This is a genomic window from Cupriavidus sp. 94F1, from assembly GCF_057798875.1.
Window position 1 is genome coordinate 333,235 of record NZ_JBYOJT010000006.1, and the last position, 25,491, is coordinate 358,725.

Below are 25,491 nucleotides of genomic sequence, written 5' to 3' on the forward strand. Positions count from 1 at the left end.
ACCCTGACCTAGACTCGGTTCAACTCGGCATGCGTGCGGCGCGGGATTGGGTCGCGGGCATCCGGATCTGCACCCCCTACAAGAAGCAGAACGCAGGAGACCCGAGTGAACGACGACAAGCCGCCGGGGCCGCCCAAAAGGCGCAGCCAGGCCTGGTTCGGCCGACTGGATCGCGATGGTTTCATCTATCGGTCCTGGCTGAAGAACCGTGGCATTCCCCATGACCAGTTCGATGGCCGGCCGGTCATCGGCATCTGCAATACCTATTCCGAACTCACGCCCTGCAACTCGCATTTCCGGACGCTGGCCGACCAGGTCAAGACCGGGGTGTGGGAAGCTGGCGGCTTTCCGCTCGAATTCCCCGTGATGTCGCTGGGCGAAACCATGCTGCGTCCCACCGCCATGCTGTTCCGCAACCTGGCCAGCATGGACGTCGAGGAGTCGATCCGCGGCAACCCGATCGACGGCGTGGTGCTGCTGATGGGGTGCGACAAGACCACGCCGGCGCTGATGATGGGCGCGGCCTCGGTGGACCTGCCCACCATCGGCATTTCGGGCGGCCCGATGCTCAGCGGCAAGTTTCGCGGGCAGGAGCTCGGTTCGGGCACCGACGTGTGGAAGATGTCCGAGGAAGTGCGCGCGGGCCATATGTCGCAGGAGGATTTCTTCGAGGCCGAAGGCTGCATGCACCGGTCTCACGGTCACTGCATGACGATGGGCACGGCATCGACGATGGCCTGCATGGTCGAATCGCTGGGCATGGCCCTGCCGGGCAACGCGGCGATTCCCGCCGTGGACGGGCGCCGCAACATCCTGGCGCGCGCCTCGGGCCGGCGCATCGTGCAGATGGTCAAGGACAACCTGGTCATGTCGAAGGTGCTGACGCGCCAGGCCTTCGAGAATGCCATCAAGGTCAACGCCGCCATTGGTGGGTCCACCAACGCGGTGATCCATTTGCTGGCCATTGCCGGGCGCATCGGCGTGAAGCTGAACCTGGACGACTGGGATGCGCTGGGCCACGCCCTGCCCTGCCTGGTCGACCTGCAGCCATCGGGCCGGCATCTGATGGAGGACTTCTACTACGCCGGGGGCCTGCCGGCCGTGATCCGCGAACTGGGCCCGCTACTGAACCGCGACGCGCTGACCGTCAACGGCAACACACTGTGGGACAACTGCAAGGACGCGCCGAACTGGAACCGCGAGGTCATCCACGCCTTCGACGCGCCCTTCAAGCCCCACGCTGGCATTGCGGTGCTGCGCGGCAACCTGAGCCCCGATGGCGCGGTCATCAAGCCGTCGGCGGCCACACCGGCATTGCTCAAGCACACGGGCCGCGCGGTGGTGTTCGAGGACAGCGAAGACATGCACCGCCGGCTCGACGACGAATCGCTGGACGTCGATGAACACTGCGTGCTGGTGCTGAAGAACTGCGGCCCGCGCGGCTATCCGGGCATGGCCGAGGCCGGCAACATGCCGCTGCCGCCAAAGTTATTGCGGCGCGGCATTACCGACATGGTGCGGATCTCGGACGCCCGCATGAGCGGCACCGCCTACGGCACCGTGGTGCTGCACGTCACGCCGGAGGCCGCCGCCGGCGGCCCGCTGGCGCTGGTGCAGAACGGCGACATGGTGGAGCTGGACGTGGAAGCCCGCAAGCTGCACCTCCATGTATCGGACGAGGAACTGGCAAGACGGCGCGCGGCCTGGCAGCCGCCAGCGCCGCCCATGGAGCGCGGCTGGACACGGTTGTACTTCGAACACGTGCAGCAGGCCAATCTGGGCGCCGACATGGACTTCCTGGTTGGCAAGAGCGGCGCGGCCGTGCCGAAAGACAACCACTGACGCACCACCCCGGGCGCGGCCGCCACCACAGGGCGGCGCGGCGCCGGACAAGGAGACGCAACGCATGGCATCGGTTCAGATCCGCGATGTGCAGAAGTCCTTTGGCGGGACGCAGGTCATACGGGGCGTCAGCATCGACATCCCCGACGGCGAGTTCACGGTGCTGGTGGGGCCGTCCGGCTGCGGCAAGTCCACGCTGCTGCGCATGCTGGCCGGCCTGGAGGAAATATCGGGCGGCGAGATTGCCATCGGCGACCGCGTGGTAAACCGTCTGCCGCCCAAGGAACGCGACATCGCCATGGTGTTCCAGAATTACGCGCTCTACCCGCACATGTCGGTCTACGACAACATGGCGTTCTCGCTGAAGCTGGCGGGCGTGGCCAGGCAGACCATCAAGGACAAGGTGGACAAGGCATCGGGCATCCTGGGCCTGGGCCAGCTGCTGGACCGCTACCCGCGCCAGCTGTCCGGCGGCCAGCGGCAGCGCGTGGCCATGGGGCGCGCCATCGTGCGCGATCCGCAGGTGTTCCTGTTCGACGAGCCGTTGTCCAACCTCGATGCCAAGCTGCGCGTGCAGATGCGCGCCGAGATCAAGGAACTGCACCAGCGGCTGCGCACCACATCGGTCTATGTCACGCACGACCAGATCGAGGCCATGACCATGGCCGACCAGATCGTGGTGATGCGCGATGGCCGCGTGGAACAGCGCGGGCGCCCGCTGGCGCTCTACGACCATCCCGACAACCTGTTCGTCGCTGGCTTTATCGGATCGCCGGCGATGAACTTCGTGCCCGGCGTGCTGCGCCGGCAGAACGGCGAAGCGCGGGTCGAATTCCCGGACGGCACGCTGCTGCCCGCCCCCGCGCGCCTGGAAAACGGCGCCGGCGCCGACGGCCAGCGCGTGATCTACGGTGTGCGGCCCGAGCACCTGGCCTACGGCGCGCCGGGCCAGGGCTTTCCGACCACGGTGTCGGTGGTGGAACCGACCGGCGCCAATACCGAGGTGTACTCGCGCTTCGGTGAGACCGATTTCATTTCCGTGTTCCGCGAACGCCACGACTTTGCTGCTGGCCAGGCGCTGCATCTGGTGCCCGACCATCACCACACGCACCTGTTTGACGCCGAATCGGGCCAGGCGCTGCCCCGCCAGGCCGCACGGCAATAACCACCCTTGGCATGACCATGGAGGAGACACAGCAATGAGCCATTCCGGAAACTTCACAAGGCGCGATTTCCTGGTATCGACGGCGGCCGTGGCTGCCACCACGGCACTGGGCACCACCCAGGCAAACGCCGCCACCCAGCTGCAGTACAAGCCCGAGGCCGGCGCCAAGCTCCGGGTGCTGCGCTGGAAGCGCTTCGTGCAGGGCGATGAAGACCTGTGGAATGCCAACGCAAAGAAGTTCAGCGAGCTGACCGGGGTGGAAGTGCGCATCGACAACGAGGGCTGGGAAGACGTGCGGCCCAAGGCGGCCGTGGCGGCCAGCGTGGGGACGGGGCCGGACATCGTGCTGGGCTGGTTCGACGATCCGCAGCAGTACCCCGACAAGCTTGTCGATGTGACCGACGTGGCCACCTACCTGGGCAACAAGCATGGCGGCTGGTACGACGTGTGCAAGAAGTACGGCATGCACAACGGCAAGTGGATCGCGGTGCCGCTGGGCGTGGTGGGCAACGCGCTGGTCTACCGCGAGAGCCACGTCAAGGCCGCCGGCTTCGACAGCATCCCCAAGGACACGGCCGGCTTCCTGAAGCTGTGCCAGGCGCTGAAGGCCAAGGGCACGCCGCCCGGCTTCGCGCTGGGCAAGGCCGTGGGCGACGGCAACAACTGGGCACACTGGCTGCTGTGGTCGCACGGCGGCATGCTGGTCGATACCAAGGGCAAGGTGGTGGTGAATTCGCCCGAGACCTGGGCCGCGCTGGAGTACGCCAAGCAGCTCTATCCCACCTTCGTGCCGGGCACGCTGTCCTGGCAGGACCCGTCGAACAACAAGGCGTTCCTGGACGGGCAGGTCAGCCTGACGGCCAACGGTATTTCGGTCTACTACGCGGCCAAGAACTCGAAGGAGCCCAAGCTGCAGGAGATGGCGAAGGATATCCAGCACGCGCACTTCCCCATCGGCAAGAGCGGCAAGCCGACCGAGCTGATGCAGATCACGCAGATGATGATCTTCAAGTACTGCAAGTATCCCAACGCGGCCAAGGCCTTCCTGCAGTTCATGATGGAGCCCGAGCAGTACAACCCCTGGATGGAGGCTGCCATCGGCTATGTGAGCCAGCCGCTCAAGGAATACGAGGCGAACCCGATCTGGACGGCCGACCCGAAGCACACCGTGTACCGCGACGCCGCATCGCTGATGCTCGATAACGGCCATGCGGGCCCGCTGGGCACGGCCTCTGCGGCGGCCATGGCCGACTACATCGTGCTCGACATGGTGGCCGAGGCGGCCAGCGGGGCGAAGACGCCCAAGGAAGCCGCGGCCCGCGCGGCACAGCGCGCCGAACGTTACTACAAGGCCTGACGCGATGCAGAATACCGCTGCGACGCCGCCTGCCTCGCAGCGGCCCCCTGCCCAGCCGGCTCCGCGCTCGATGCTGTCCCGGCTGTCCGACAACCGTCACGCGCTGGGGCTGCTGTTCATGCTGCCCACGGCCGTGCTGCTGCTGCTCTTCCTGACCTACCCGCTGGGCCTGGGCGTCTGGCTGGGCTTTACCGACACCAAGATCGGACGGCCCGGCGCGTGGATCGGGCTGGACAACTTCAGCTACCTGGCCAGCGACTCGGTCACGCAGCTGGCGCTCTTCAACACCATCTTCTACACGCTGATCGCCAGCGTGCTGAAGTTTGCGCTGGGGCTGTGGCTGGCGCTGCTGCTGAACCGCAACCTGCCGTTCAAGTCGTTCTTCCGGGCGGTGGTGCTGCTGCCGTGGATCGTTCCCACGGCATTGTCGGCACTCGCGTTCTGGTGGATCTACGATGCGCAGTTTTCGGTCATCAGCTGGACGCTGGTCAAGCTGGGGCTGATCGACCGCTATATCGACTTCCTGGGCGACCCGTGGCTGGCGCGGTTCTCGACCATCGCGGCCAACGTCTGGCGCGGCATCCCGTTCGTGGCCATCTCGCTGCTGGCCGGGCTGCAGACCATCTCCCCGACGCTGTACGAGGCGGCGTCCATCGACGGCGTCACGCCCTGGCAGCAGTTCCGCTACGTGACCCTGCCGCTGCTCACGCCGATCATCGCCGTGGTGATGACGTTCTCGGTGCTGTTCACCTTCACCGATTTCCAGCTGATCTACGTGCTCACGCGCGGCGGGCCGCTCAACGCCACGCACCTGATGGCCACCCTGTCGTTCCAGCGCGCGATTCCGGGCGGATCGCTGGGCGAAGGCGCGGCGCTGGCCACGATGATGGTGCCCTTCCTGCTGGCCGCCATCCTGTTCTCGTATTTCGGCCTGCAACGGCGCGCATGGCAACAGGGGGGCGACAAATGAAGGCGAAGGCGGTGGAAAACGAATCGCAAGGCATGGAGTACCTGCAATCCGTGCCGCGCCGCTGGGTGACGCTGTATATCCCGATCGGCGTGTTCCTGTTCGTGCTGCTGTTCCCGTTCTACTGGATGGGCATCACGGCCTTCAAGCCCGATGGCGAACTGCTGATGCAAAGCGCCAACCCGTTCTTCGTGATGGCGCCGACGCTGGCTCATTTCAAGAAACTACTATTCAACACGCCCTACCCGGCCTGGCTGCTCAATACGGTCATCGTCTCGACGGTGTCCACATTCGCGTCGCTGGCGGCAAGCGTGCTGGCCGCCTATGCCATCGAGCGGCTGCGGTTCCAGGGCGCCAAGCAGGTGGGGCTGGCGATTTTCCTGGCCTACCTGATTCCGCCTTCGATCCTGTTTATCCCGCTGGCCTCGATCGTTTTCCAGCTTGGCCTGTTCGATACGCGCTGGGCGTTGATCCTGACCTACCCGACCTTCCTGATTCCGTTTTGCACCTGGCTGCTGATGGGGTATTTCCGCTCGATTCCGTACGAACTGGAGGAATGCGCGTTGATCGACGGCGCCACCCGCTGGGAAATCCTGGTCAAGATTATCTTGCCGCTGGCGGTGCCGGGGCTGATTTCGGCAGGCATTTTCGCGTTCACGCTGTCGTGGAACGAGTTTATCTACGCGCTGACGTTTATCTCGTCGTCGGAAGTCAAAACCGTGCCCGTGGGTATCGTTACCGAACTGGTGGAAGGCGACGTCTACCACTGGGGCGCACTGATGGCAGGCGCCCTGCTCGGATCGCTGCCAGTGGCCGTGGTCTATTCGTTCTTCGTCGAGTATTACGTGTCCGGCATGACCGGGGCGGTCAAGGAATAACCGCGGTGGCCTGCTCGGGCCGATCCGGCGCGTCAGTCTCGGCGGCCACGATTTGCGTGGCGTCGGCCATATTTCCGGTATCGAGCCTGACGCAGCGCGTCTTCAGCATCTTGGCGATCCGCCACCATTGCACCGTTTCGACGCAGAAGTTTTCTGGGCAAAACAGTTCCGCGTGAACTGGCGAATGATTAATCAGGGATCGGACGATACGCAGTGTATAACCTTCGTTCAATAACTGGACGAGGCGCTTTTGTTGTGGGGACAGTGCCATGAATCCTGCGGTCAGAAAGATGCGGGCAACGTGCGGGAAGCCGTTGCCCGCATGTGAAATCGCTGCGGGTTTCGAAGCGATTTCGCATTAACGGCCGATTATGCCCGTCGATGAATCGCAGGGCACTGCACGTAATCCGCACATTTCGGACATTCCCCGAACCAACCATCACGATGTGACATGTCCGGACAAGGACCCTATTCCGCCTGTGGCACCAGCCGCGGCGTTTGCGTCTTGCCCAGGAAGGCAAACGCGATCTGGATCAGCCCGACGGCCAGGCCGAGCGTGGCGCCGATTTTCCAGGCCATCGCATAGTCGTGCAACAGGTCATAGAGCCAGCCGCCGCCAAAGGCACCGATAAAGCTGCCGATCTGGTGACTGAAAAACGCCACGCCTGCAATCATGGCCTGCCAGCGCAGCCCGAAGGTCTGGGCAATCCAGCCCTGCACCAGCGGCGAGACGCCTAGCCACAGAAAGCCCATGACCGCCGAAAACACCATCGTGGTTTCCGGGGTCGGCGAGACATGAAAGAACCAGATGAAGCCCATCGACCGGCATATATAGATGCCGCCGAGCAGCAGCAATTTGTTGACCCGCCCGCCGGCCCAGCCGAAGAACAGGCTGCCCAGCACGTTGAATCCGCCAATCAGGCCCAGGGCCTTGGCTGACAGCATCGGATCCATGCCGCAGATATCGAGATAGGCTGGCAGATGCGTGGTCAGGAACACCAGCTGCATGCCGCACACGGTGTAAGCCAGCGCCATGACCACGAACGGCGGATGCCGCAACGCGGTCATCAGCGCCTGCCGGCCGCTCTGCTCTGCCTGCGCGTGGGTGGGGATCTGCCGCACCTGGTCGACCCGGCCACCGAACCACGCGGCCGGCAGCATGATCAGCGCCAGGATCACGAACGACGCCAGGCCCATGCGCCAGCCCCATTCGCCCGCGATGCTCTGGCCAAGCGGCGCGGCGATCATCGCGCCCAGCGAGCCGGACGCCGAGACGCAGCCCAGCACGAGACTGCGCACCTGCGTGCTGACCGCGTTCGACGCGGCCGCCATGGCCATCGCCGTGCCGGTGCTGGCCATCGCCATGCCGATCAGCAGCCCGCCACCCAGCACCACCGCCCACATGCCGTGGGCCGTGGCCAGCAGCACCAGCCCGACCAGATACAGCAGCGCGCCGCCCACCATCAGCGGCCGGAATCCGCTCCGCACCGCCAGTGCCCCGGCAAACGGCTGCAGCAGCCCCCAGGTCAGGTTCTGCACCGCCACGGCAATCGTGAAGTCGCCCACGGAAATCCCGATATCACGGGTCAGCGGCGGCACGAAGATGCCGAGGCTCTGCCGCAAGCCCATGGCCAGCGACAGCATGACGGAAGCGCCGATCAGGATCGGCATGACGGGGCGCAGCGAGGATAGGCGGGACATGCGTGGGCTCTTGTTATGGGGCGGCATGCCGGAGGCGCCACCGCTCCAGCCATTTTCGTTGAATCGTCAAGGATTTTGTATGCTCGGGAATACTGAGAAGGCACTGCCCTGCAGAAGATGGCGTGCCGCCGACGCAGCCGGTAGCGCGGATCGGTCACTTTGCTTGCGCTCAGGGTGCGGGAGGGAGTTGCGCTGCAACGAATTCCCCAGCTGCCTTCCAGCGGCATGCCCTTCCCTGCTCCGAACCATCCAGCGAACACGCTGTATTTCCGGATGTTTAATGTTGTCATTGCGATAAGTTTTCTTATCGCAATGAGTTGGTGTGATGATCAAACCGATGACCAGGAAACAGGCCGGAGCCGAGGCCGATGCCCGCACCCGCTTGGCCATGCTTGCTTCCCACGGCCCACGCTCGGTACTAATTGCATCACGCCGTGATGCAAGGCATCGCTACGCTAAGCGGCTCGAATGCGGGCGCGGGAGCTCTCGGCCCCCGCTCGACGGGCCGCCGTCACACTCTGATACACAGTCGTCGATCCCTGCTTCGTTGCATTGCAGCGATGCGACCACACCGTCATGCTTTGTACTTCTCGCCAGGCAAAAACTTCCGCGCCGGGGGAATGCTTGCAAGATCTACCTGCTCACTGCGCCGTTGCCTTAACGTCGCGTTAACCGGCACGGCGTCTGCATCAGCGGTTTCCTGCATGCAGGCGGTTTCGTGGTTCTACGATCGATAGATGTAAGTGGTCCGATATACAGCCCTTACACATTCTTACAGCAAGCCCAGGCCAAACTGACTAACTTTGAATCGCTCCAGCGTTGCATCGCATCAATCGGCGATGCTGTGCTGTGGGCTTCCATGGCGCGTCGCGTCTCGTAGTGCCTGTCTGCATATGGCCCGTCCTGGGCGTGTGCGGACAGTTCAATGGATCGGCACACACGGTCCACTCGCCTGTCCCGGCGGCGTAGCAACGGCCCGGGGCAAACGGCGCATAACAATTGTTGGGGGACGTACAGCATCGCACCAACCGAACGGGCATGCGCTCGTGCGGCGGGATAGTGCTGTCTGCGAATTTAACAACCGCGATCGACGTTGGCGATCGTGGGTGGCCACCTTTTTTCATCCGGGAGCTCGCATGGACAACAATTCAGACCAAAAGCCGACCGTGCCAACGCGGCTACCGCCCTCGCCGCCGCATCGGCCGCAACAGACCCCGCCGCGCGACGCCGTCGCGAAGCAAGGCAGCCCGCTGAGCCTGCGGCCGGTATGGCAGGCCATTCCGCGCCTGGCCAGTTACGGGATGGTGGGGTTCATCATCTGGATCATCCTCTCCGTGATGTTCCCGTACATCTTCGTACGCTCGTCGGAACGCGCGATCGTCAACAGCCCGGTCAGCCTGATCACTACGCCTGTCGAAGGTGTGGTCACAAAGCAGTTGTTGCCGGTGGGCACGGCCTTCACCGCCGGCCAGTCCTTGATGACGCTGCAGAATCCGAACATGGACCGGGCATTGCTGATGGAACTGACCGGCAAGAAGCTCGATAACGACAAACGGCTGGAAGCGGCCAGATCGAAACTGGAAGTCAACCAGGCCCGCCTGGCCGCCACCAATGGCGATGTCAAACGCTATGTATCGGTGGCGCAGCAGCAGAACGACGCTCGCATCCGGGGCATCGAGGCCCGCCTGGCCGCAGCCCAGCAGCAGATGGAAGCGCAGGTCAATGTCGTCACGCGCAACGAAGCCATGCAGCAGGCAGGCGCCGTCAGCCAGGCGTTCACCGAGGCATCGCGCAACCAGCTTGCCGTGCTGGCTGGTCAGAAGGATGCGATCGAGGCGGAACTCAACGGTGCGCGCAGCGCCAGTGCCGCCACGCGCAACCGCGTCTATGCCTCGAACACCGACGGCGCCGCGGGCGCGCTCGCGCAGCGGTCCGACGAGCTGAAGGCCGAAAACGCCCAGTTGCAGGCCGAGATCAAGCAGCTGGAGGAATACGGCGCCGAAGTCGACAAGCTGGTCAACACCGAGCAGCAGCGCCTGGACCGCATATCCAACCTCGACATCAAGGCCTATGCCGGCGGCATCGTCGAAGACGTGCTCGCGCCGCCGGGCACGCATGTGGCCGCCGGCGCCACGCTGATGCGCGCCACCAACTGCACCACACCCAGCGTGGTGGCCGTGTTCCCGCGCAGCCTGAGCAAGGACCTGCTGCCGGGCGCCCCGGTCACGGTGATGGTCGATGGCGTGGCCACGCCGCTGCCCGGCAAGGTAGCCGAAATCCTGCCGCGGGCGCCGGATGGCGACCAGGCGCGCTATTTCGTGCCCTTCCCGCCCATCGAGAAGAACGAGCTGTACCTGATCGCAAAGCTGAACAAGCCGCTGCCTGACCTGCCCGGCGCAGGCAAGACGGACCGCTGCGCGCTCGGCCACTGGGCCAAGGTCAGCCTTGACCGCCCGTGGTTTCGCCGGCTGATCTGATCGGAGCCGATCGCACAGTCATTCACCCAACGCCCGCAGGAAGGAGACTACCGTGCAGCGTACGACCGCAGGAATGCCATACCGGGCCGCCCGCAAGCGGCTGACCGAAGCACTGATGACAGCCGTGCTCACCACCCCGCTGGCACTGTCCGCGGCGCCCGCCTCGGGCGATGTCGCGCGCGACCAGATGCGCGATGCAGGCTGCCAGACGCTGACGCAACGCGTGGCTGCCATCCCGGGCAACGGGCCGGTCATGCTGGCCAGCTACGAAGCCGCGCCGGGCGGCGATCCGCTGCCCGGCCCGCTCAAGGAGTCGGCGTTCGTCTATGACAACGCGCTGGCTGGCATCGCGCTGATCGCGTGCGGCCAGAAGGATGCCGCGCGCCGTATTGCCGATGGCGTCGTGGCCGGCGTCACGCGCGATCGTCATTATCACGACGGGCGCATCCGTAACGCCTATCGTGCCGGCGCGATGCCCGCGGACGGCCCCGTGCCGATGCCGGGCTGGTGGGACGCCAAGGCCAACAAGTGGTTCGAGGACCGCTACCAGGTGGGCACCGCCACCGGCAACGTGGCCTGGGCCGCGCTGTTGCTGCTGGCCGCCTACGACGCCACGCGCTCGACGCGCTATCTCGACACGGCCAAAACGATGATGGGCTGGGTCGACAAGGAGACGTACAACGCCGACGCGCCCGCCGCCTTCATCGGCGGGTACTTTGGCCACGAACCGTCGCCGCAGCGTCAGGGCTGGAAGTCCACCGAGCACAACGTCGACACTTACGCGGTGTTCCGCTGGCTGTCGCGCTATGACAGCGACCCGCGCTGGAAGACCGGCGCCGATCGCTCGCGCAAGTTCGTCGAGACCATGTGGCAGCCCGGCGAAGGCCGCTTTGCGATCGGCACGCGTGACGACGGCCGCTCGCTCAACGGCGGCCCTTCGGCGCTCGATGCCTCGCTCTGGCCGCTGATTGCCATGCCCGATGCCGCCGGCACCTGGCAGCGGGCGCTCGGCTGGGCGCGGGCCAAACACGGCGTCAAGGGCGGCTACGGCTTCAATGCCAACCCCGACGGCATCTGGACCGAAGGCACCGGGCAGGCCGCGCTGGTGCTGCGCGCCACCGGGCGCGACAGCGAGGCCGCGCCACTCTGGCCGCTGCTGGTGTCGCAGCGCGCGCCGTCCGGCTACCTGTTCGCCACGCCCGAGCAGCGCGTGCGCACGGGGCTGCAGATCGGCCCCGACTCGAAGACCGACGACTTCTACTACTTTCACCTGCCCCACCTGGGCGCCACGGCCTGGGCCGTGCTTGCCGCCACCGGCTGGAATCCGTTCCAGCCAGGCGGCTGCCGGGGCGCGAGCTGTGCCACGGCCAACCAGGCCGCGGCACCCCCCGACAATCCACCCAAGGAGTAACGATGCTCGCCGCGAGTTTTGCAAGTTTCCTCGATAGCAGCATGCTCGTGCAGATCAATGCGGGCGCGCTGCTGGTGGCCGTGCTGTGTCTGCGCGGCAACCGGCAACGCGCCGCGGACCGTTGGCTTTTCGGCCTGGCGGCGGCGGTCCTGCTGATCGTGTATTACATCTGGCGCGTCACCGAGACGCTGCCGGAATGGCGCATGGAGTTCCCTAGCATCTGGGCCCATGTATTCCTGGGTTTCGAAACGCTGACGATCCTCTACACGCTGATCTCGATCGTCACGCTCACACGCACCACCGACCACTCGGCCGAGGCCGATGCCAGCGAGGCCCGCCTGCGCGGTGACCGCGATGCGCCGGCCGTGGACATCTTCATCGCCACCTACAACGAAGGCCTGGACGTCCTGGAAAAGACCATCGTCGCGGCCAAGGCCATCGACTACCCGAACTTCCGCGTCTGGGTGCTCGACGACACCCGCCGCGACTGGCTCCGCGATTTCTGCCGTACGGTCGGCGTGAACTACGTGACCCGGCCCGACAACACCCACGCCAAGGCCGGCAACCTGAACAACGGGCTGTACCACAGCGCCCAGGGCGATGGCGGCGCGCCCTACATCATGGTGCTCGACGCCGACTTCGCGCCCAACCGCAACATCCTGCTGCGCATCATCGGCCTGTTCGACGATCCGCGCGTCGGCGTGGTACAGACGCCCCAGTTCTATTACAACGCCGACCCGATCCAGTACAACCTGCGCTCCACCGAATGCTGGGTGGACGAGCAGCGCGCGTTCTTCGATGTGATGCAGCCGGCCAAGGACGCCTGGGACACCGCGTTCTGCATCGGCACGTCGTTCGTGGTGCGGCGCGAGGCGCTGGCCCATATCGGCGGCTTTCCCACCGGCACGGTGACCGAGGACATCCACCTGACCTACAAGCTGATGCCGTTCGGCTACGTCACGCGCTGGCTCAACGAGCGCCTCAGCGTGGGCCTGTCCGCCGAAGGCCTGCCCGAGTACATCAGCCAGCGCAGCCGCTGGGGGCTGGGCACGATCCAGGTGGCCCTGACCGCCGATGGGCCCATGCGCGGCCGCGGCTTCACGCTGCGCCAGCGCCTGCACTATGTGCACGGCCTGCTGCACTGGGTCAGCCGTCCGTTCACGATCATGCTGCTGCTCGGACCGCTGCTCTACTGGTTCTTCAACGTGCCCACACTTTATGGCGACCCGATGCAGTTCCTGGCCTACGGCGTGCCGGCGCTGCTGCTGTACTGGGCGTACAGCATCTGGATCACCGGGTCGCGCGCGATGCCGATCTTCACCGAGGTCACGCAGATCGTGGCGTCGATGGCGGTCACGGCCACGCTGGCCAGCGCCATGTTCAAGCCGTTCGGCCGCCCGTTCAAGGTGACGAACAAGGGGCTGGACCGCTCCAGGCTGACGGTGCACGGCAAGTTCGCGCTGCTCTACGGCAGCCTGTTCTTCCTGTCTGCGATGGGCCTGGCGCGCGCCGTGGCCGCCGACGGCAACGCGCCCGGCACCCTGTTCAACGTCGTCTGGACCCTGGTGTCGATGATGCTCTACCTGGCGTCGATGCTGGTCTGCTTCGAACTGCCGCGTCCGCGCAAGGAGGAGCGGTTCCCGTTCCGCGCGGCCGGGCGGCTGCAGTTCTACGGCGCCGATGGTATTTCACGCGAGGTCGAGGGCGTCACGCGCGACCTGTCATGCAACGGCGTCGCGCTCGAATCGCATAGCGGCACACGGGTGGAACCCGGTGCCGTAGGGGCCTTCTGGCTCGCGCCGCTTGGCTGGGTGCCGTGCCGCGTGGCACGCACCGACGGCCAGCTGATCGGCATCGCGCTGGTTCCCGACATGGCGGCGCGGCACCGGCTGATCCGCCTGCTGTTCAGCGAGCCCCCTCACAACATCGCGCATCGCGGCCTGCCTGGCACGGCCATCGTGCAATTGCTGCGCCGCGCGTTCACAGGTTGATTCACATATGAAGACGATAACAATGCGCCTTTCCCCCGCACGCCTGCCGTCTCTGCGCTGGAGCGCCGGCATCCTGCTGCCGCTGGCACTGGCCGCCTGCACGCTCGAACCGAAGTACGAGCGCCCGGATTCGCCCGTGCCCAACGCCTACCCCGACGGCCCGGCCTACCAGACCACGCAGGGCGCCAACGGTGCGCCGCAGTCGCAGGTGCAGGCCGCCAACCTTGGCTGGCAGGATTTCTTCACCGATGCGCGGCTGCGCCGGCTGATCGAACTCGGCCTGGCCAACAACCGCGACCTGCGCGTGGCTACGCTGTCGATCGACGAGGCCCGCGCGTACTACCGCATCCGGCGCGCGGCGCAGTTCCCGGCCGTCGATGCCAGCCTGGGCTTCAGCAGCACGCGTCTGACCGGCGACTTGCGCCCACCGGGCCAGGACCCGGTGATCAACGCCTGGGGCGCCGGCGTGGGCTTCTCGTCGTTCGAGCTTGACGTGTTCGGCCGCATCCGCAGCCTCAAGCACGAAGCCCTGGAGCAGTACTTGTCCATCGAAGAAGTGCGGCGCAGCACGCAAATCAGCCTGGTTGGCGAAATTGCCAACGCCTATCTGACCTGGCAGGCCGACCAGCGACTGCTGAAGCTGTCGCAAGACACGCTCAAGATCCAGGAAGATGCGTCGGAAATGGTCCGCAAGAGCAAGGCGGCCGGCGGCATGGCCGCCATCGACCAGCACCGCACCCAGACCCAGGTGGAAACGGCTCGCGTGGACGTGGAACAGTTCACGCGCCAGGTGGCGCAGGACGAAAACGCGCTGTCGCTGCTGATCGGCGGCCCGATTCCGGCCGACCTGCCGCCCCCACAGCCGTTCGGCGACAACTCGTTCGTGGCGGAGCTGCCAGCCGGCCTGCCCTCGCAGTTGCTGGAGCAGCGGCCGGACATCATGGCCGCCGAGCACCGGCTGAAGGCCGCCAATGCCAATATCGGGGCCGCGCGGGCGGCGTTCTTCCCACGGATTTCGCTGACCGCGGGAGTCGGCCTGGCCAGCACCACGCTGGCGGGGCTGTTCACGGGAGGCGCGGCGTGGGCGGTTGCGCCGCAGATCACGCTGCCGATCTTCAATGCCGGCGCCAACCAGGCCAACCTGGACGCATCGAAGGTCCGCAAGGACATCAACGTGGCGCAGTACGAGCGCACCATCCAGGGCGCCTTCCGCGAGGTGGCCGACGGCCTGGCCGCCCGTGGCACGTACGACCGGCAGACCGCCGCGCAACAGTCGCTGGAGAAGGAAGTGGCCGAGACGCGGCGGCTGGCCGAGATGCGCTTCAAGAACGGCGTGGACGACTATTTCCCGGTCTTCGACGCCCAGCGCCAGCAGTACGAGGCGCAAAAGAAGCTGGTGACGATCCAGCTCGCGCGGCTGACCAGCCGGGCGCAGCTGTACAAGGCGCTGGGCGGCGGATGGTCGCAGCAGACCGTCAACACCCAGCCGCCGGTGGCGGGCAAGCCGGCGCCTGCGCGGGCCGTTGCGCCACAGGCGGCCGCGCCAGTGCCAGTTTCGGCTCCGGCTCCGACTCCGGCTCCGGCGCCAGCACCGGCCGCGCCAGTTGCACAGACCCGTGCGCCCCAGCCGGCGCCAGTCCCCCTCGCGCAGGCCGCGCCAGCCCCTCAGCCGCAGCCGCAGCCGCTACGCAAGACGCCAGATCCGGCGATCCCCGCGGACCTGAGGTCGGCGCCCGACGTCACCGCGAAACCCGCCACACCGGGGCCCGCAGCCGCGGTGGCAGGTTCGGGATCGTAACAAGGCAGCCGCCCCTCTCATCAATGGGAGAGGGGAGACAACATCTGCCGCTGACGCCCCAGCAGGCGCTGCAGCTATGGGCCCTGCCTCAGGGCGGCAAGCCGATATCGCTGGGCGTGCTGGCCATGCGCGCGAAGTGCGCCTGCCGCTCGACGCGCTACCCGCCAATATCGCCGCACTGGCCGTCAGCGTGGAGCCGCCCGGCGGATCGCCCCAGCGCGACGCACCCAGCGGGCCGGTGGTATTCCAGGGTCCGTTGATCAAGGCGCCTGCCTGACACGCGGCAGCGCCGCCCGGCGAAGCGGTTCCGCCCCTTGGGCCCGACTCCGCTAAAATCCACGCCAGAAACAATCCCCAAGGTTTTGCAGCGTGGCTCTTCAGCAGGGTTTTATCCTGACCCGACACTGGCGCGACACTCCGGCCGGCACCGAGGTCGAGTTCTGGCTTGCCACGGACGACGGGCCGCGCCGGCTGCGCCTGCCGTGGCAGCCCTCCACGGCCTTTATCCCCGAAGAACAGCGTGCCGTCGCCGAAGCCCTGCTGCAGGGTGAGCGCGATGTGTCACTGCGCCCGCTGGCCCTGCAGGACTTCCAGCGCCGCCCGGTGCTGGGGCTCTACTGCCCGCAGCACCGGCAGCTGATGCAGCTGGAGCGGTCGCTGCGCGACGCCGGCGTGGACGTCTACGAAGCCGATGTCCGGCCGCCGGAACGCTACCTGATGGAGCGGTTCATCACCGCACCGGTCTGGTTCGACGGCGATGCCGGCGCCGACGGTGTGCTGCGCAACGCGCAGATGAAGCCGGCCGCCGACTATCGGCCCACGCTGCGGCTGGTCTCGCTCGACATCGAGACCAACGCGTTCGGCGACCTGTATTCGATTGCCCTGGAAGGTTGCGGCCAGCGGCAGGTGTACATGCTGGGGCCTGCCCCGCAGAACGCCGCCGCAGAGATGGACTTTGCGCTCGAATACTGCGCCACGCGCCAGCAACTGATCGAACGGCTCAACGACTGGCTGGCCCGCCATGATCCCGACGCCATCATCGGCTGGAACCTGGTGCAGTTCGACCTGCGCGTGTTGCGCGAACATGCGAAGCAGTACCAGATCCCGTTGCGGCTGGGCCGGGGCGGCGCCGAGATGGAATGGCGCGAGCACAACCGGCAGCAGCACTACTTTGCGGGCGCGGCCGGCCGGCTGGTGATCGACGGCATCGAGGCGCTGCGCTCGGCCACGTGGAGCTTTCCGTCGTTCAGCCTCGAAGCGGTGGCGCGCACGCTGCTGGGCGAAGGCAAGGCCATCGACAATCCGTACGACCGCATGGACGAGATCGACCGGATGTTCGCCGAAGACAAGCCGGCGCTTGCGCGCTACAACCTGCGCGACTGCGAACTGGTGACGCGGATCTTCGAGGCTACCGAACTGCTGCACTTCCTGCTGGAGCGCGCCACGGTCACGGGCCTGCCCGCCGACCGCAGCGGCGGGTCGGTGGCGGCATTCACGCACCTGTACATGCCGCTGATGCACCGGCAGGGCTATGTCGCGCCTAGCCTCGGCGACAAGGCACCCGAGGCCAGCCCCGGCGGCTTTGTGATGGATTCGCGGCCGGGACTCTACGAATCGGTGCTGGTGCTCGACTACAAGAGCCTGTATCCGTCGATCATCCGCACCTTCCTGATCGATCCGATCGGGCTGGTCGAAGGCCTGGCGCATCCCGACGATGCCGATTCCGTGCCCGGCTTCCGGGGCGCGCGGTTCTCGCGCACGAAGCACTGCCTGCCGGCCATCGTCGCCCGCGTGTGGCAGGGCCGCGAGGCAGCCAAGCGCGACAGGAACAAGCCGTTGTCGCAGGCGCTGAAGATCATCATGAACGCGTTCTACGGCGTGCTGGGGTCCAGCGGCTGCCGGTTCTTCGACCCGCGGCTGGCGTCGTCGATCACAATGCGCGGGCACGAGATCATGCGCCAGACCCGGGAACTGGTCGAAGCGCGCGGCTACGAGGTGATCTACGGCGACACCGACTCCACCTTCGTGTGGCTGCGCCGCGCCCGCACCGAGGACGACGCGGCGCAGATCGGCCGCAGCCTGGTGGCGTATGTCAACGACTGGTGGCGCGACCATCTCTGGCAGACCTACGGGCTGGAAAGCGCGCTCGAACTGCAATTTGAAACGCACTTCCGGCGCTTCCTGATGCCGACCATCCGCGGCACGGACCAGGGCAGCAAGAAGCGCTACGCGGGCCAGGTGGTGCGTGCCGACGGCCGGCCCGAAATGGTGTACAAGGGCCTGGAAACGGTGCGCACCGACTGGTCGCCGCTGGCCCAGCAGTTCCAGCAGACGCTGTACGAGAAAATCTTCAACCGCGAGCCGTATCAGGACTACGTGCGCGAAACGGTACGGCGCACGCTGGCGGGCGAACTCGACGACCAGCTCGTCTACCGCAAGCGCCTGCGCCGGCAGCTCGACGAATACCAGCGTAACGTGCCGCCGCACGTCCGCGCCGCACGCATCGCGGACGACTACAACGAACGCCACGGGCGCCCCAGGCAGTACCAGAACGGCGGCTGGATCAGCTACCTGATGACCATGGCCGGCCCCGAGCCGCTGGAAACGCGCGCCGCCCCTATCGACTATGACCACTATGTCACCCGCCAGCTGCAGCCGATCGCCGACGCCATCCTGCCGTTCCTGGACGACGATTTCGAGACATTGCTGACCGGCCAGATGGCCCTGTTTCCCCAGTAGTCGCGCACGGCCGGGACAATTGCTGCGTCGCGGCACCGCCCGACCCGCTAGAATGGGCCGAATCTGCCGATAAGAGAATCCGAAGAGACTTCGCCCGCCGCACATGTCCGCCGCCCCGACCTCCCCAAATCAGACGCCCTCCCAATCCGCCTACGCCCTCCACGCCAAGGCCATGCGCTTCGCCGCCAGCATGCTCGTGCTGCGCGACGGGCCCCAAGGCATGGAAATCCTGATGATGCGCCGCCCGCAGCGCGACGACGACCGCAGCGCCGGCGCCTTCGTATTTCCGGGTGGCGTGCTCGATCCCCAGGACGCCACGCTGCATCCGTTGTGCGCCGGCCTGGACGACGCGGCGGCCAGCGCGCGGCTGCAGGTGCCGGCCAACGGGCTGGACTACTACCTGTGCGCCGTGCGCGAGGCGTTCGAGGAAGCCAACCTGCTGTTTGCCTACGACGCCAGCGGGCAGATCGTGCGGCTGGACGACCTGGGCCCCGACGTCCACCAGCAGTTGCGCGAGGCGGCCAGCTACGGCGGCAAGGGCCTGGCCCATGTGTGCGAAATGCTGGGCCTGCGGCTGGCGGTCGACCAGCTGGCCTACTGCGCCTACTGGCTGACGCCGCCGGGCCTGCCCAAGCGGTTCGACACGCGCTTCTTCATGGCCGTGCTGCCCGCCGGGCAGACCGCGATCCACGATGGCGTGGAGGCCGTGGAGCACCGCTGGATGCGGCCGGCCGATGTGGTGGACCCGGCCAACAACCTCACGCTGGTCAATGCCACGCGCAAGATCCTGCAGTCCATCGCGCATTTCGGGACGGCACAGGCGTGTTTCGACTACGCGCGGCAGCAGCGCAATATCGCGCTGGTGATGCCGCGCCTGGCCCATGGCCCCAAGGGCCAGCGCCCCGTGATGCCGGAGGAGCCCAGCTACGCCGAGATCGCCCGCATCGACCCGGATGGCGCAGGCCATGGACGCTACACGCTGGAACCGGGCCTCGCCGTCAAGCTGTCGGAACGGGTCTGGCGCGTGACGGCCAACAACGGCAATGTGATGACCGGGCCTGGCACCAACACCTACTTCGTGGCCGGCGCTGACAACCAGTGGGCCGTGATCGACCCCGGCCCCGATGACGCCGCCCACTTCGACGCCGTGATGGCCGCCGCGCCCGGGCCCGTGAAATGGATTCTGGTCACGCATACCCACCTGGACCACTCGCCGGGGTCGGTGCGCCTGCGCGAGGCCACCGCCGCGCCGGTCTGGGGCCGCACCACCGACGTGGTGGATCGCCAGGACCAGACCTTCCGGCCTGACCATCAGCCCACGCACGGCGACCGCATCGCCCTGGGTCCGCAGACCACGCTGCGCGTGATTCACACGCCGGGGCATGCGTCGAACCACCTGTGTTTCCTGCTGGAAGAGGAAAAGACGCTGTTCACGGGCGACCACGTGATGCAGGGGTCCACGGTGGTCATCAACCCGCCCGATGGCGACATGCGCGCGTACCTGGCATCGCTGCAGGCGTTGCTGGACGAGGATATCGAATGGATCGCCCCGGGACACGGCTTCCTGATGCCGCGCCCGCACGACGCGATCCGGCTGCTGATCCGCCACCGCATGCAGCGCGAAGCCAAGGTGATGAACGCCCTGCGGGCGCTGGCGCCGGCCGACGCCGGCACGCTGGTGGCCAGCGTCTACGACGACGTTCCTGTCACCAAGCATCCGATTGCGCTGCGCTCGCTGATGGCCCACCTGCGCAAGCTGGAAGCCGATGGCGTCGCCAGCGAGGCCGAGGGCGTCTGGAAGCTGCTCTAGGACTGGAAGCGGTTGTCTCCCCTCTCCCGCGTTGCGAGAGAGGGGCCGTGGGAGAGGACCAGCGTCCCAGCATGCCGCTGCGCACCCCTCCTTGCCCCTGGTTTTCTCCCCTCTCCCGCTTTGCGGGAGAGGGGCCGGGGGAGAGGGCCAGCGTCTCAGCTTGCCACCGCGCCCCCCTACCCGCAGCACACTCCGCCACGCCATCGACACCCTGTGAAATATCTGGATACCTTGACGGCCTTGGCGGGCCTCACTCGCACTGCCTACAGTGATCGGATCGAAACCCGCCGCGAGCCGCGCCATGTCCAGACTCCTATGCGCCTTCCTGCTGTCCCTGGCCGCCTCGGGCGCGGCGCAGGCCGTGACCAAGTGCGAGAGCCCGCGTGACACGCTCTACACGAACGGGTCATGTCCGGCCGGCTACCAGAACGTCACCGGATCGATGCGCGGCAACGTGACCACCGTCACCAAGACGGCCAAGATCCGCCAGGACGAACAGGCGTACCTGCAGAACCGCGCCCGCATGTCCGCGCAGATCCAGAACTGGGACGCGCGCGAGGACGAGGCCGATTGGCGCAGCCAGAACGCGTTCTGGAACCAGTGCCGGGCACTGGAGTACCAGGCGCGCGCCGCCGAACGCGCCATGCAGCACACCGAATACTGGAGCTACGCGGACCGCTATCGCCACGCCGCCCAGGCACTGCGCACCGAGCAGTACAGCATGGGGTGCTATTTCTGACCGTCATGGGTCCGATGTTCGGACATAGCAGAACCTGCCGATATTAGTTGCGCTTAGATCGGCATACAGAAAATTTCAGGCGAAATGGGGCCGGAATCACGTCTGCTGTCACATACAATCCGTTCCCATCCGGCCCGCCACGCGCTGTCCCTGCATCGTCCCGGATCACCGACGTGGCAACTGCGGTCGCAACCTCCTCCTGTGACAGAAACATGCTGACTCTCACTGCGATCGTTGCGTATATGCTGGCCTGCATCGTTGCACTGGCTTTCGGTGTCCGCTGGATGGTCAAGAACGACCCCCTGCTCAAGCAGCAACCGTTCCTGGATGCCTCTTCCGGCCCCCGTGACGATTCACCGCGCTAGGCAAACACAGACGCAAGCCCACGCAAGCCCACGAAAATACCTCCGGGCAATCCCATCGAATCATTGCTTTCCCCGAAACGCCGGTCCACAAGACCGGCGTTTTGTTTTGGGGCAACGGTACTGCGCCCCAGTGCCTCCGCCCCGGTGCTGCAACCGTTACGTGTATCCGTCCTACACCGCGACCCGCCGCGCGCCGACACCCCGCGATGCGGCCCGGGGCTATCCTCCGAGAATAATGACCTCCATATCGTGCCCCCATGTCGACCGTCCCGCCTTCTCCCGCCCTGCGGTCCGCGCGGCCGCCAGAGGCCAGCGCGCTGACACCTGACGTCGATCCTGCTGGCGACACGGTGAGCGCCATGCCGGACGCAGCCCTGACGGGGCCGATGCCAGGTGCCGCGGCGGCACCCGTCACCACTTCCGATTACACGCCCCCGAGCTGGACCCAGTCACTCGGGCGCGCCAGTTCGGCGCTGATCGTGCTGGCCACGCTGGCGTCGCTGTACGCGCTGCATGTCGCCACCGCGTTCATCGTCCCGGTGGTGCTGGCCATCATCCTTGCCTATCTGCTCGATCCCCTCGTGGACCTGCTTCAGCGCCGTCACATTCCTCGCGCCATCGGCGCCACGCTGGTGCTGCTGAGCCTGATGGCGCTGGCGTTGAGCTGTGCCTATCTGCTACAGGGGCAGGTGTCGTCGATCGTCGACCGCCTGCCGGAGATCGCCAGCAAGCTGTCGCGTTCGGTGGGGGCACTGATGAGCGGCGACGACTCCGTGGTGCAGAAGGTGCGCCGCGCCGCCACCATCCTCAGCGGCACCGGGCAGCTTCCCGCCCCCAAGGGCGCCCCGGTGGTGGTGGAGCGCACCGCCGACAACTTCAGCAACATGGTGTGGGCGGGCTGGGTCAGTGCCTTTGCGCTGATGGCCCAGTCGGTGGTGGTGCTGTTCCTGACGTGGTTCCTGCTGCTGACGGGCGACATGTTCAAGCGCAAGTTCATCAAGATGGCCGGCAAGACATTGAGCCAGAAGAAGATCAACGTGCATATGCTGGACGAGATCAACCGGCAGGTGCAGCGGTACATGATCATGCTCCTGGTCACCAACGCCTCGCTGGGCTTCTGCATTTATCTGCTGTTGAAGTATCTGTCGATCGACAATGCCGGCACCTGGGCGCTGGTTGCGGCCGTGCTGCACCTGGTGCCCTACTTCGGTTCGCTGGTGGTGGCCGTGTGCCTGGGCGTGGCCGGGTTCATGCAATCCGGCACCCTGGCCGTGGCGGCAGCGGCGGCGGGCGGCTCGATGGTGATCGCCACGCTGATCGGCAACGGCATGACCACGTGGATGACAGGCCGCCTGGCGCGCATGAATCCGGTCGCCGTCTTTGTGTCGCTACTGCTGTTCACGTGGCTCTGGGGCACCTGGGGCATGCTGCTGGCGATACCGCTGGCCGTCATCGCCAAGGTGGTCGCCGATCACGTCGAAGGCCTCGAAGTCATTGCCGAATTTCTTGGCGAATAAGCGACGAGGCGCCTGAGCCCCTCAAGGGCCGCCCGCCGGCCGCTGACGTCATACCGACCGCATCACTTCGGCATGGGTGCCGCGCAGCGTGCGCATGGCATCGTCGCATTGCTCCGGCGACTCGGGATTTACCAGCACTGCCCAGCGACCGTGCTTCACCGCCTCGCGCACCGGGGTGATGACTGCCTGATGATCGGGCCGCGCCGTGATCAGGCCGCCGCCCATCATGCCCAGCATGGCGCCGATAAACGCCCCTGCGGCCGCCGATGGCCACGGATTCTGCGTGACCCACGCGACTTGCTGCAGATACAGCACGGCCACCACCAGCAGCCCCAGGATCAGCCCGCAGGCGCCCAGCGTCAGGTGCGACCGGACGGCCGTACGCGCCATCCCCTGTTCGTCGGGCTCGAGCTTGCGGCCAAAGTGCGCTTCGTGCGGGTGGACCAGCTTGACCTGTTTCGCGCTCAATCCGGCGGTGTTGCAGACCAGATCGACCGCCTGCGTGGCGTCGGCCTCGGTGTCGTAGAGTGCGGCGATACGGGTATTGGCCGCCTCGCCTGAAATCAGATTGCCTGTCATGTCTGGGCTCCTTTGTGCCGGACGCATCGACCGGACGATTCCTGGATGGCCCCCCCCTTCCAGATTTCTCATATTTCTTCTGTGTTCCCCGTTCCATCGTAGCGTTCGCGCCGCTTTCGCCACGTCGGCATGCGGCCGCACGGGTCTGTAGGACGACGCCGAAACTGGCCGATGTCCGAGTTTCGGCCGACAAAATTTTGATGCATCGCAGAATGACGCGCCCGCTCCCGTCGCCTATAAATCAACGGCTGTCGCGCGTACCGAGGTTTCATGACACAAAACCCGACCCGGAGGAGACGCATACGTGACCGTCCAGAGCACATCGCTGCAGAAGGCCTGCCGGCTGCTGCGCGCGCTGTCGGACACCCGCAATGCCCGGCTGACCGATCTGGCTGCCGCCGCGCAGGTCGACAAGGCGTCGGCCCTGCGGCTGCTCGATACGCTGATTGCCGAAGGCATGGTCGAGCGCGACCCGGCCACCAAGGCGTTTTCGCCGGGACGCGAATGGCTGACCCTGCAGGCGGCCGCGCAGCGCCGGCTCGACATACGGCCGCTGGCGCGCCCAGCCCTGATCCGGTTGGCCCATACATTTGAAGATTCGGCGATTCTCTCGGTGCCTGGCGGCTGGGAATCCGTGTGCCTGGATTTGCGCCTGGGCACATTCCCGATCCGTGCCAATTACCTCGATGTCGGCAGCCGCCGCCCGCTCGGCGTGGGGGCGGGCAGCCTGGCGCTGCTGGCCGCGCTGCCCGACGACGAGATCGACGCGGTGCTGGCGTGCATCGCCCCGTCGCTGAAACGCTATCCCCGGATCGATGCCGACATGCTGCGCCGCCACGTGGAAACCACGCGCGCGCGCGGCTATGCCGTGCTGCTCGATGTCGTGGTCGAGCGCATGGGCGGCATCGGCATCGCCCTGCCCGGCCCAGACGGCTATCCACTGGGCGCCATCAGCATTGCCGCCCTCAACGAACGCATTACCGAACGCGAGGCCGCACTGGCGCGCGCGCTGCGCCGCGAGGCCGACGCCATCGCCGCCACCTGGCGCCATCCCACCCGCCAACCACAGGCACAACCGAAGGAGGCTTGAAGCATGCGCTGGAAGCAACGTCCAGAAGGCTCAAACTGGGGCGATTTCGGGCCCGACGATCAACTGGGCCGCGTCAACCTGATCGGCCCGGAACAGGTGGTCAAGGGCGCCCGCGAGATCCAGGCCGGCATCAGCTTCTGCCTGTCGATGCCGCTGGACTATCCGGGCGGCAACAAGCTCAACCCGCGCCGGCATCCGCCGCAGCTACGGCCCACCTTCCGCGATGACATCCCGTACCTGAATTTTCCGCTGGCCAAGGTCAACCCGGCCGCCACCGACGTGATCAGCGACGACCAGGTGCTTCTGTGCCTGCAGTATTCGACGCAATGGGATTCGCTGGCGCACGTGGGCGCGCTGTTCGATGCCGACGGCGACGGCCGGCCCGAACGCGTCTACTACAACGGCTACCGCGCCAACGCCGATATCGTGGGCCCGGTGGACTACGCCGACGATGACCACTTCGAGGCGCACGACTGCGGCCACGGCCACGCCAGCCACGCCGACGCGCTCGGTATCGAGAACTTCGCCGTCAAGGGCATGCAGGGCCGGGGCGTGGTGGTGGACCTGGCCGATGTCTTCGGCACGGACTTCCGCAATGTCGGCTACGACGACCTGATGCGCGCCATGGAGGCCCACCGCGTGGAAGTGGAGCGCGGCGACATGCTGCTGTTGCGCACCGGCTTTGCCGAGGTGGTGCTGTCGATGCAGCGCAATCCCGACGAGGCCGTGCTGCACCACAGCTGCGCCGCCCTGAACGGCCGCGACAACCGGCTGCTGAACTGGATCACCGACGCCGGCATTGCCGCCCTGATCGCCGACAACTACGCCGTCGAACGCTTCCCGGCGTTGCCCCCGCCCGACGACACCAGGGCCCATCCGCTGCTGCCGCTGCACCACCACTGCCTGTTCAAGCTGGGGCTGCCGCTGGGCGAACTCTGGTACCTGCGCGAACTGGCCGACTGGCTGCGGGCCCATCGGCGTACCCGCTTCATGCTGACCGCGCCGCCGCTGCGCCTGCCCGGGGCCGTCGGGTCGCCGACCACGCCGATCGCAACCGTATAGCAC

The 25,491-nt window shown here is 66.4% G+C and carries 19 protein-coding genes and 1 pseudogene; 17 read left to right on the plus strand and 3 right to left on the minus strand.

Going from position 1 to position 25,491, the window contains the following annotated elements:
* Positions 1–105: 105 nt before the first annotated feature.
* From AC3FJ6_RS17550 to AC3FJ6_RS17570, 5 genes are all read left to right on the plus strand, one after another.
* Positions 106–1,842 carry an IlvD/Edd family dehydratase gene (locus AC3FJ6_RS17550; RefSeq protein ID WP_488773032.1) on the plus strand — a complete coding sequence of 579 codons (1,737 nt, stop codon included), beginning with the start codon at positions 106–108 and terminating at the stop codon, positions 1,840–1,842.
* A gap of 64 nt (positions 1,843–1,906) precedes the next feature.
* The gene (locus AC3FJ6_RS17555; protein WP_153947695.1) at positions 1,907–3,007 is read left to right on the plus strand and encodes an ABC transporter ATP-binding protein; all 1,101 of its coding nucleotides are present in this window, start codon (positions 1,907–1,909) and stop codon (positions 3,005–3,007) included.
* Between the two features lie 34 nt (positions 3,008–3,041).
* Positions 3,042–4,364, plus strand: a complete 1,323-nt coding sequence (locus tag AC3FJ6_RS17560) for an ABC transporter substrate-binding protein (RefSeq protein ID WP_488773033.1) — start codon at positions 3,042–3,044, stop codon at positions 4,362–4,364.
* 70 nt (positions 4,365–4,434) lie between these two features.
* Complete coding sequence (locus AC3FJ6_RS17565; RefSeq protein ID WP_153947834.1) at positions 4,435–5,334, plus strand: carbohydrate ABC transporter permease; 900 nt, start codon at positions 4,435–4,437, stop codon at positions 5,332–5,334.
* A complete protein-coding gene (locus AC3FJ6_RS17570; RefSeq protein ID WP_092599712.1) occupies positions 5,331–6,209 on the plus strand; it encodes a carbohydrate ABC transporter permease in 879 nt (292 codons plus the stop codon). The genes AC3FJ6_RS17565 and AC3FJ6_RS17570 overlap by 4 nt, the downstream gene beginning before the upstream one ends.
* Here AC3FJ6_RS17570 and AC3FJ6_RS17575 read toward each other — a convergent pair.
* Positions 6,199–6,480 (minus strand): hypothetical protein, encoded by a 282-nt coding sequence (locus AC3FJ6_RS17575; protein ID WP_488773034.1) that lies wholly within the window; start codon positions 6,478–6,480, stop codon positions 6,199–6,201. The genes AC3FJ6_RS17570 and AC3FJ6_RS17575 overlap by 11 nt on opposite strands.
* Positions 6,481–6,677: 197 nt before the next feature.
* Positions 6,678–7,910 carry an MFS transporter gene (locus AC3FJ6_RS17580; protein WP_488773035.1) on the minus strand — a complete coding sequence of 411 codons (1,233 nt, stop codon included), beginning with the start codon at positions 7,908–7,910 and terminating at the stop codon, positions 6,678–6,680.
* Between the two features lie 1,136 nt (positions 7,911–9,046).
* On the opposite strand from AC3FJ6_RS17580, the gene AC3FJ6_RS17585 reads away from it, so the two are divergent.
* The 10 genes and pseudogenes from AC3FJ6_RS17585 to AC3FJ6_RS17630 all read left to right on the plus strand — a co-directional run bounded on the left by AC3FJ6_RS17585 (position 9,047) and on the right by AC3FJ6_RS17630 (position 22,757).
* Positions 9,047–10,387 carry an HlyD family secretion protein gene (locus AC3FJ6_RS17585; protein WP_488773036.1) on the plus strand — a complete coding sequence of 447 codons (1,341 nt, stop codon included), beginning with the start codon at positions 9,047–9,049 and terminating at the stop codon, positions 10,385–10,387.
* A 73-nt stretch (positions 10,388–10,460) separates the two neighbouring features.
* Positions 10,461–11,798 (plus strand): hypothetical protein, encoded by a 1,338-nt coding sequence (locus tag AC3FJ6_RS17590; RefSeq protein WP_488773163.1) that lies wholly within the window; start codon positions 10,461–10,463, stop codon positions 11,796–11,798.
* 2 nt (positions 11,799–11,800) lie between these two features.
* Entirely contained in the window at positions 11,801–13,789 is a 1,989-nt protein-coding gene (locus AC3FJ6_RS17595) for a glycosyltransferase (RefSeq protein ID WP_488773037.1), read from the plus strand.
* A gap of 22 nt (positions 13,790–13,811) precedes the next feature.
* Positions 13,812–15,587, plus strand: a complete 1,776-nt coding sequence (locus tag AC3FJ6_RS17600; RefSeq protein ID WP_488773038.1) for an efflux transporter outer membrane subunit — start codon at positions 13,812–13,814, stop codon at positions 15,585–15,587.
* A gap of 47 nt (positions 15,588–15,634) precedes the next feature.
* A pseudogene (locus AC3FJ6_RS17605) lies at positions 15,635–15,864 on the plus strand (anti-sigma factor domain-containing protein); the annotation flags it as partial.
* A 92-nt stretch (positions 15,865–15,956) separates the two neighbouring features.
* Positions 15,957–18,326 (plus strand): DNA polymerase II, encoded by a 2,370-nt coding sequence (locus AC3FJ6_RS17610; RefSeq protein ID WP_488773039.1) that lies wholly within the window; start codon positions 15,957–15,959, stop codon positions 18,324–18,326.
* A gap of 172 nt (positions 18,327–18,498) precedes the next feature.
* Positions 18,499–20,136 (plus strand): MBL fold metallo-hydrolase, encoded by a 1,638-nt coding sequence (locus tag AC3FJ6_RS17615; RefSeq protein WP_488773040.1) that lies wholly within the window; start codon positions 18,499–18,501, stop codon positions 20,134–20,136.
* 301 nt (positions 20,137–20,437) lie between these two features.
* Positions 20,438–20,875, plus strand: coding sequence for a hypothetical protein (locus AC3FJ6_RS17620; protein ID WP_400397530.1), 438 nt, complete (start codon positions 20,438–20,440; stop codon positions 20,873–20,875).
* Between the two features lie 212 nt (positions 20,876–21,087).
* On the plus strand, positions 21,088–21,240 hold the full coding sequence (locus tag AC3FJ6_RS17625) for a hypothetical protein (RefSeq protein WP_194946509.1): 153 nt from the start codon (positions 21,088–21,090) through the stop codon (positions 21,238–21,240).
* 359 nt (positions 21,241–21,599) lie between these two features.
* Entirely contained in the window at positions 21,600–22,757 is a 1,158-nt protein-coding gene (locus AC3FJ6_RS17630; protein WP_488773041.1) for an AI-2E family transporter, read from the plus strand.
* A gap of 48 nt (positions 22,758–22,805) precedes the next feature.
* On the opposite strand, the gene AC3FJ6_RS17635 is transcribed toward AC3FJ6_RS17630, so the two are convergent.
* Positions 22,806–23,336, minus strand: coding sequence for a riboflavin biosynthesis protein RibA (locus tag AC3FJ6_RS17635; protein WP_488773042.1), 531 nt, complete (start codon positions 23,334–23,336; stop codon positions 22,806–22,808).
* Between the two features lie 304 nt (positions 23,337–23,640).
* Here AC3FJ6_RS17635 and AC3FJ6_RS17640 point away from each other — a divergent pair, with 304 nt between their 5' ends.
* Together AC3FJ6_RS17640 and AC3FJ6_RS17645 are read left to right on the plus strand one after the other, a co-directional pair.
* Positions 23,641–24,426 (plus strand): IclR family transcriptional regulator, encoded by a 786-nt coding sequence (locus tag AC3FJ6_RS17640; protein ID WP_488773043.1) that lies wholly within the window; start codon positions 23,641–23,643, stop codon positions 24,424–24,426.
* 3 nt (positions 24,427–24,429) lie between these two features.
* The gene (locus AC3FJ6_RS17645; RefSeq protein ID WP_488773044.1) at positions 24,430–25,488 is read left to right on the plus strand and encodes a cyclase family protein; all 1,059 of its coding nucleotides are present in this window, start codon (positions 24,430–24,432) and stop codon (positions 25,486–25,488) included.
* The last annotated feature ends 3 nt before the right edge of the window (positions 25,489–25,491 follow it).

Bases quoted from the DNA above. Each gene is read 5' to 3' on its own strand.
- AC3FJ6_RS17580 (WP_488773035.1), bottom strand. From the start codon at position 7,910: ATGTCCCGCCTATCCTCGCTGCGCCCCGTCATGCCGATCCTGATCGGC.
- AC3FJ6_RS17625 (WP_194946509.1), top strand. From the start codon at position 21,088: ATGCTGACTCTCACTGCGATCGTTGCGTATATGCTGGCCTGCATCGTT.
- AC3FJ6_RS17575 (WP_488773034.1), bottom strand. From the start codon at position 6,480: ATGGCACTGTCCCCACAACAAAAGCGCCTCGTCCAGTTATTGAACGAA.
- AC3FJ6_RS17585 (WP_488773036.1), top strand. From the start codon at position 9,047: ATGGACAACAATTCAGACCAAAAGCCGACCGTGCCAACGCGGCTACCG.
- AC3FJ6_RS17570 (WP_092599712.1), top strand. From the start codon at position 5,331: ATGAAGGCGAAGGCGGTGGAAAACGAATCGCAAGGCATGGAGTACCTG.
- AC3FJ6_RS17635 (WP_488773042.1), bottom strand. From the start codon at position 23,336: ATGACAGGCAATCTGATTTCAGGCGAGGCGGCCAATACCCGTATCGCC.
- AC3FJ6_RS17645 (WP_488773044.1), top strand. From the start codon at position 24,430: ATGCGCTGGAAGCAACGTCCAGAAGGCTCAAACTGGGGCGATTTCGGG.
- AC3FJ6_RS17555 (WP_153947695.1), top strand. From the start codon at position 1,907: ATGGCATCGGTTCAGATCCGCGATGTGCAGAAGTCCTTTGGCGGGACG.
- AC3FJ6_RS17590 (WP_488773163.1), top strand. From the start codon at position 10,461: ATGCCATACCGGGCCGCCCGCAAGCGGCTGACCGAAGCACTGATGACA.
- AC3FJ6_RS17615 (WP_488773040.1), top strand. From the start codon at position 18,499: ATGCGCTTCGCCGCCAGCATGCTCGTGCTGCGCGACGGGCCCCAAGGC.
- AC3FJ6_RS17595 (WP_488773037.1), top strand. From the start codon at position 11,801: ATGCTCGCCGCGAGTTTTGCAAGTTTCCTCGATAGCAGCATGCTCGTG.
- AC3FJ6_RS17620 (WP_400397530.1), top strand. From the start codon at position 20,438: ATGTCCAGACTCCTATGCGCCTTCCTGCTGTCCCTGGCCGCCTCGGGC.
- AC3FJ6_RS17565 (WP_153947834.1), top strand. From the start codon at position 4,435: ATGCTGTCCCGGCTGTCCGACAACCGTCACGCGCTGGGGCTGCTGTTC.
- AC3FJ6_RS17560 (WP_488773033.1), top strand. From the start codon at position 3,042: ATGAGCCATTCCGGAAACTTCACAAGGCGCGATTTCCTGGTATCGACG.
- AC3FJ6_RS17630 (WP_488773041.1), top strand. From the start codon at position 21,600: ATGCCGGACGCAGCCCTGACGGGGCCGATGCCAGGTGCCGCGGCGGCA.
- AC3FJ6_RS17600 (WP_488773038.1), top strand. From the start codon at position 13,812: ATGCGCCTTTCCCCCGCACGCCTGCCGTCTCTGCGCTGGAGCGCCGGC.